This window comes from Sporosarcina sp. NCCP-2222 (genome assembly GCF_023168145.1).
Lineage (GTDB): Bacteria > Bacillota > Bacilli > Bacillales_A > Planococcaceae > Sporosarcina.
Genome location: NZ_BQYK01000017.1, coordinates 1 through 6,966 on the forward strand (window position 1 = coordinate 1; position 6,966 = coordinate 6,966).

Annotated in this window: 5 protein-coding genes; all 5 read left to right on the top strand. The window is 48.7% G+C overall.

The genetic code is table 11. The features are described 5' to 3' along the window. Nucleotides 1-561: 561 nt before the first annotated feature. Nucleotides 562-2,712 (top strand): heterodisulfide reductase-related iron-sulfur binding cluster, encoded by a 2,151-nt coding sequence (locus NCCP2222_RS20280; RefSeq protein ID WP_248514215.1) that lies wholly within the window; start codon nucleotides 562-564, stop codon nucleotides 2,710-2,712. A 187-nt stretch (nucleotides 2,713-2,899) separates the two neighbouring features. Continuing rightward, nucleotides 2,900-4,096 (top strand): acetyl-CoA C-acetyltransferase, encoded by a 1,197-nt coding sequence (locus NCCP2222_RS20285; RefSeq protein ID WP_248514216.1) that lies wholly within the window; start codon nucleotides 2,900-2,902, stop codon nucleotides 4,094-4,096. 330 nt (nucleotides 4,097-4,426) lie between these two features. Beyond that, nucleotides 4,427-5,278, top strand: coding sequence for a 3-hydroxybutyryl-CoA dehydrogenase (locus tag NCCP2222_RS20290; RefSeq protein WP_248514217.1), 852 nt, complete (start codon nucleotides 4,427-4,429; stop codon nucleotides 5,276-5,278). Between the two features lie 73 nt (nucleotides 5,279-5,351). After that, complete coding sequence (locus NCCP2222_RS20295) at nucleotides 5,352-6,491, top strand: acyl-CoA dehydrogenase (protein ID WP_248514218.1); 1,140 nt, start codon at nucleotides 5,352-5,354, stop codon at nucleotides 6,489-6,491. A 30-nt stretch (nucleotides 6,492-6,521) separates the two neighbouring features. After that, nucleotides 6,522-6,966, top strand: a 445-nt coding sequence (locus NCCP2222_RS20300; protein WP_248514219.1) for an acyl-CoA dehydrogenase family protein, incomplete at its 3' end; no start/stop codon positions are given.

Consider the following 6,966-nt stretch of genomic DNA (forward strand, 5'->3'; position numbering starts at 1 on the left):
AAGTATAGTGGATTGAAATTAATTAGCTGGATACATTGAAAGGGAATTTACACAAGATTAAGGACTTGACTTGCTCCCAGGTTAATTTGGCGCGGCCCTCGGTTATTTGGCGTTGCTTTCGCTGATTTGGCGCGATCTCCAGTTGATTTGGCGAATTCCTCGATAATTTGGCGCGCCGCCCCCTAACTAGATGCAACCTACGGTTAATTTCCCATTTCCTCAACGTTTGACGCAAGCCCCAAGTTTATTTCCCCATTCCTCTCACCAACTAGTCACTACCAATCAACCCAACCCACTTTACGCATCACCATAACGCATCACCATACCAATCCTACCAACCATTTCAAACCCAAACCCAATGTCTCCACATCCCAATTATTCGCATCTCACAAAAACAAATTACCTACACATCAAAAAACTCCAACTTTCCTGAATGATTGAAAATAAACGTTGACTGAATGCTCATTCATATTTTAAACTAGAATCAGAATATCGACATCTGTATAATTTTCTACTACACTATTCGTAACGTTCATATGATTGGGAAAGGGGAGAACATGGATGAAACCGTTATTGATTGCCAACTTGGTTTTGTTCCTTGCTGTTACGGCGTATGCTTTGGCGTTGTTCACATATTTGATTCGCACGCGTGTTGAGTATATTAAGCTTGGCCGGAAAGAGGAGTTTGATAGCCGGGTTTCGGAGCGTTTGCGGGAAGTTTGGGTCAATGTGTTTGGCCAGAAGAAGTTATTGAAGGATAAGAAAAGTGGTTCGATCCACGTCATGTTTTTCTATGGGTTCCTACTCGTGCAGTTTGGGGCGATTGATCTCATTTGGAAAGGGCTGAAACCGGGGTCGCATTTGCCGTTTGGCCCGATTTATGGCGCATTCACTTTCTTCCAGGAAATCGTAGTTTTCGTGATTTTAATCGCGGTTGTATGGGCTTTCCATCGCCGTTATGTTGAAAAGCTTGTTCGTTTGAAACGCGGATGGAAGTCGGGGCTTGTCCTTATTTTCATCGGGACACTCATGTTGTCTACATTGGTTGCAAATGGCATGAATATGATTTGGCAGGGGCATGAAACGACTTGGACTGAGCCAATGGCGTCCGCAATTGCAAGCGCTTTCGCGTTTCTATCGCCAACAGCAGCGGCGGCCATTTTCTTCGTTGCCTGGTGGGTTCATTTACTAACATTGCTGACGTTCCTTGTCTATGTGCCGCAATCCAAGCACGCGCATTTGATTGCTGGACCGGTTAATACGTATATGATGCGCTTCGACCGTCGCGGGAAATTGGCGCCGATCGATTTTGAAGCGTTGGAGGAAGCGGAAGACGAAGATGATATGCCGGCTCTGGGAGTTGGAAAAATCACCGATTTCACGCAGAAGCAAATGATCGACTTTTACGCTTGTGTGGAATGCGGCCGCTGTACGAATATGTGCCCAGCAACGGGCACGGGTAAAATGCTGTCGCCGATGGATTTGATTACAAAGCTTCGAGATAACTTGACGAATACCGGCGCTCTTGTGACGAAGAAGCAGCCATGGGTACCGACTTTCGCCTTCAAGCAGACGAAGGGGAATCAAATCGCGCTTGCTGCTGGCATGGAAGGCGCTACGATTGACGATATTTACAGCCCGTCACTAATCGGAGATATCATTACCGAAGAGGAAATCTGGGCTTGTACGACTTGCCGGAACTGTGAAGATCAATGTCCGGTTATGAATGAGCACGTGGATAAAATCATCGACCTGCGTCGTTATCTAGTTATGACGGAAGGGAAGATGGATGCGGATGCTCAGCGGGCGATGACAAATATCGAACGCCAAGGAAATCCGTGGGGCTTGAACCGGAAGGAGAAGGAGAATTGGCGGGAAGCTCGTCCGGACCTCCAGATTCCAACGGTTAAGGAATTGAAAAAATCGGGTGAGGAATTTGAGTATCTGTTCTGGGTTGGCGCTATGGGTGCGTTCGACAATCGTTCACAGAAAATCGCCCTTGCGTTTGCGCATCTGATGAATGAAGCAGGCGTGAAGTTCGCGATTCTCGGCAATAAAGAAAAGAACTCAGGGGATACGCCGAGGCGCCTTGGGAACGAGTTTTTATTCCAGGAACTTGCGACAGCAAACATTGAAGAATTCGAGAAAAATGGCGTTACTAAAATCGTTACGATTGATCCGCACGCCTATAATATTTTTAAAAATGAATATCCGGATTTCGGATTCAAAGCGGAAGTGATCCACCATACGGAGCTCCTGGATCAGCTGGTGAAGGCCGGCAAGCTGGAACCGAAGCATGCGATCAATGAAACGATCACGTTCCATGATTCCTGCTATCTCGGCCGCTACAACGATGTGTATGATCCACCGCGTGAAATTTTGAAAGCTATTCCGGGCGTCAATCTCGTCGAAATGAAGCGGAACCGCAACGATGCAATGTGCTGCGGAGCAGGCGGCGGTCTTATGTGGATGGAAGAAGACGCAGGGCACCGTGTCAATGTTGCCCGTACAGAGCAGGCGCTTGAAGTGAGCCCGGGCATCATTTCTTCCGGCTGTCCGTTCTGCTTAACGATGCTTTCCGATGGAACGAAAGCGGTCGAAGTGGAAGATAAAGTCGGCACATATGATATTGCAGAGTTGCTGGAGCGCTCCGTTTTTGGTGAAGGCTGGCAGCCGGCAACAGAGGAAGAAGAAGAACCTGTCTTGCAATAAGATGATTGCAGATAGAACTGAACAGCGATATAATTAAGAAAATATGAAATACCAAGAAGACTGGTAGTTTCCAAAACCGAAGAGGGGGTGCGCAACACTCCCTCTTTTTATAAATGAACATCGAGCGAGCGTTCAGTCATCGTTGGCAAGTGAAAATGTAAACGCTATCAAAACAGGAGGGGTTGGAATGGCGAAGACAGTTATTCTCGAAGGGGCACGCACACCATTTGCGAAGTTGGGAGGGGCTCTTTCTAAGAAAACAGCAAGTGATTTAGGGGGCTTTGCGATCAAAGGGGCATTGGATCGCGCAGGCGTACAGCCGGATGAAGTCGACGAGGTAATTATCGGTACTGTATTACAGGCAGGCCAAGGCCAAATTCCATCAAGGCAGGCCGCGACAAAAGCTGGCATTCCGTGGAACGTCAAAACAGAGACAATCAATAAAGTATGTGCATCGGGCATGCGCAGCGTCACACTTGCCGATCAGCTCATCCGGCTTGGCGAGGAGGAAGTAATCGTGGCAGGCGGCATGGAATCGATGTCAAACGCACCGTACTATGCACCTGGCGTCCGGTTTGGATTGAAGATGGGAGATGCGTCACTTGTTGACGGCATGATTTACGACGGCTTATCTTGTTCGTTTTCACCTGAACGTGTTCATATGGGGACGTATGGCAATAGAACAGCTGAAGAGTTTTCCATTAGTCGCGAGCAGCAGGACGAATGGTCCCTTCGCAGTCATGAACGTGCGTTGAATGCAATCGATGAAGGCTTTTTCGCAAAAGAAATCATTCCAGTCGAAATCCCTCAGCGTAAAGGCGATCCGGTTTTAGTAGCACTCGATGAAGCGCCGCGTCGCGATAGTTCACTTGAATCATTGGCGAAATTACGTCCGGCTTTCGGAAAAGACGGCACCATCACGGCTGGGAACGCTCCGGGAGTCAATGATGGAGCATGCGCGCTCGTGTTAATGAATGAGGAGCGTGCGCTGAAAGAAGGAAAAACTCCGCTTGCCACTATTATCGGGCATGCAGAAGTGGCAGTTGAACCGCAAAACTTTCCGCAGACGCCTGGTTTGGTAATTAACGAGTTATTGAAAAAGACAGGAAAAACACTCGAAGACATCGACTTGTTTGAAATAAACGAAGCATTTGCAGCCGTGGCGCTTGCCAGTTCACAAATCGCAGGACTTGATCCAGAGAAAGTGAATGTGAACGGAGGAGCGGTGGCACTCGGCCACCCGATCGGTGCAAGCGGAACACGTATTATTTTGACGCTTGCCTATGAATTAAAACGCCGAGGCGGCGGAATCGGCATCGCATCCATCTGTTCCGGAGGCGGGCAAGGCGACGCCATCATGATTGAAGTGGCTAAGGGGCAATAAATTGTGTGCTGAACCCGATTTAAGTCTTTATTAATAAAGACTGCAGTAACGCAATGGAACCATGCCATAAGCGGATTTATGCTCGGCATAGACCCGGTTATGCGCGTTTGGCCTAGGGGTAAGCGCGGATTAGATTACATTATGCGCGTGTCTCGTGAATTAATGAGCGGATAAACGGTTTTATGCTCGGTTCCATCCCGTTTATGCGCGCCGGGTCGCTGAATACGCAGATCCAAGGACAAAAACAGATTTTATCTCAAAACTTCTCAGATTTAATCAAAATAGATTTGCAATCTAACAGATCAAGTAAGCGGAACGGAGGAAATGGACATGGAAATTAAAAAAGTGATGGTAATCGGTGCGGGGCAAATGGGGGGCGGCATCGCTCAGGTTTGTGCGCAGGCTGGCTATGATGTGAAGTTGAATGACATTAAAGAGGAATCGTTTGTTAAAGGGTTCGCGGTTATCGAAAAGAACCTATCCCGCAATGTGGAAAAAGGACGCATGACGGAGGAAGAAAAGGGAGAAGTGCTATCCCGCATTACGAAATCGCTCGACTTGCAGGATGCCTCGGATGTGGATCTTGTCATTGAAGCAGCGGTTGAGAATATGGATATTAAAAAATCCATTTTCAAGCAGCTGGATGGCATCGCTCCTGCGCATGCGATTCTTGCAACGAACACGTCATCCTTGCCAATTACGGAGATCGCTGCAGTGACGAATCGTCCGGGCAAGGTGATCGGCATGCATTATATGAACCCAGTGCCAGTCATGAAACTGGTGGAAATTATTCGCGGATTGGCAACAGAAGATGCGGTATACAGTGCGGTGGAAGAGATGACACGCAAACTGTCTAAGACACCGGTTGAAGTGAATGACTTCCCAGGATTTGTTGCAAACCGTGTTTTGATGCCAATGATCAATGAAGCGATTTTCACGCTATATGAAGGCGTCGCGTCCAAGGAAGCGATTGATGAAGTGATGAAGCTGGGCATGAACCATCCGATGGGACCACTCCAGCTTGCTGATTTCATTGGACTCGATACTTGCTTATACATCATGGAAACGTTGTATGAAGGATTCGGGGATTCCAAATACCGTCCGTGTCCGTTGCTTCGGAAATATGTGAATGCCGGCTGGCTCGGCAAGAAATCGGGTCGCGGCTTTTACGAATATGCCTGACGAATATTATGTCAGATTCTGAGAAAACAGGTCGGTATGAAACCTCAAGTAAACGGCAAAGGAGATCAATCAAATGGATTTACGATTCACCGAAGAACAACAGATGATGCGGACCATGGTGAGGGATTTTGCAAAGGCGGAGATTGAACCGTTCATTCCGAAAATGGAAGCGGGGGAATTTCCGCGGGAGATCCTGAAGAAGATGGGGGAGCTCGGTTTGATGGGCATTACGGTGCCCGAGAAATATGGCGGTTCGGAGATGGACTTCGTTTCCTATATTATCGCCATCCATGAGCTGTCGAAAGTGAGTGCCGTGGTCGGCGTCATTCTCTCCGTTCATACGTCTGTCGGGACGAATCCGATTCTTTATTTCGGTACTGAGAAACAGAAAGAGACGTATATTCCGAAGATGGCATCCGGTGAATACTTGGGGGCGTTCTGCCTGACGGAACCACAATCGGGTTCTGACGCAGGGTCATTAAAGACACGGGCCGTGCTGCAGGATGATCACTACATAATAAACGGCTCCAAAGTATTTATTACGAACGGCGGAGAGGCGGATGTGTATATCGTGTTCGCTTCCACCGAGCCGAAACTTGGAACGAAGGGTATTACCGCCTTTATTGTCGATAAAGACACGCCAGGTCTCGTGATCGGCAAAGATGAAGAGAAGATGGGCTTGCACGGTTCCCGGACAGTCCAACTGACTTTCGAAGACATGAAAGTGCCTGCTACAAACCGGCTTGGTGAAGAAGGCGAAGGGTTCAAGATTGCGATGGCAAATTTGGACGTCGGACGAATTGGCATTGCCGCCCAGTCCCTTGGGATTGCGGAAGCGGCTTTGGAAGCAGCGTCCGGACACGCGAAGGAACGCGTACAATTCGGTAAGCCGATTGCTGCCAATCAAGGCGTCGGCTTCAAACTCGCTGATATGGCGACGGCAGCTGAAGCGGCCAGGCTGCTTGTGTACCGGGCTGCCCAGCTGAGAGCGGCAGGGAAGTCATGCGGCAAGGAAGCTTCTATGGCCAAATTATTCGCTTCGCAAACAGCGATGGACAATGCAATCGAGGCGGTGCAGGTTTTCGGCGGCTACGGCTACACGGAAGACTACCCGGTTGAACGATATTTCCGCGATGCGAAAGTGACGCAAATCTATGAAGGCACGAGCGAAATTCAGCGCCTTGTCATTACAAAAAATCTAATCAACTACTAACATAGACAGCTCAAATAGGAGGATATGGAGATGGACTTTAAATTATCAGAAGAACATGAAATGATCCGCAAAATGGTTCGTGATTTTGCAATGAAAGATGTTGCCCCGACAGCAGCGGAACGTGATGAAGAAGAACGATTCGATATGGATATCTTCAAGAAAATGGCGGAGCTCGGCTTGACGGGCATTCCTTGGCCGGAAGAGTATGGCGGTATCGGCAGTGATTATCTCGCGTATGTTATCGCGGTCGAAGAGCTTTCCCGCGTCTGCGCTTCCACGGGCGTGACACTTTCCGCACACACATCACTAGCGGGATGGCCGGTGTACAAATTCGGTACAGAGGAGCAAAAACAGAAGTACCTTCGTCCGATGGCAGAAGGAACGAAGATTGGCGCATATGGATTGACGGAGCCAGGCTCAGGGTCAGATGCGGGCGGTATGCGCACAACGGCGAAGCTTGACGGCGATCATTATG

Bases quoted from the DNA above. Each gene is read 5' to 3' on its own strand.
- NCCP2222_RS20280 (WP_248514215.1), top strand. From the start codon at position 562: ATGAAACCGTTATTGATTGCCAACTTGGTTTTGTTCCTTGCTGTTACG.
- NCCP2222_RS20285 (WP_248514216.1), top strand. From the start codon at position 2,900: ATGGCGAAGACAGTTATTCTCGAAGGGGCACGCACACCATTTGCGAAG.
- NCCP2222_RS20290 (WP_248514217.1), top strand. From the start codon at position 4,427: ATGGAAATTAAAAAAGTGATGGTAATCGGTGCGGGGCAAATGGGGGGC.
- NCCP2222_RS20295 (WP_248514218.1), top strand. From the start codon at position 5,352: ATGGATTTACGATTCACCGAAGAACAACAGATGATGCGGACCATGGTG.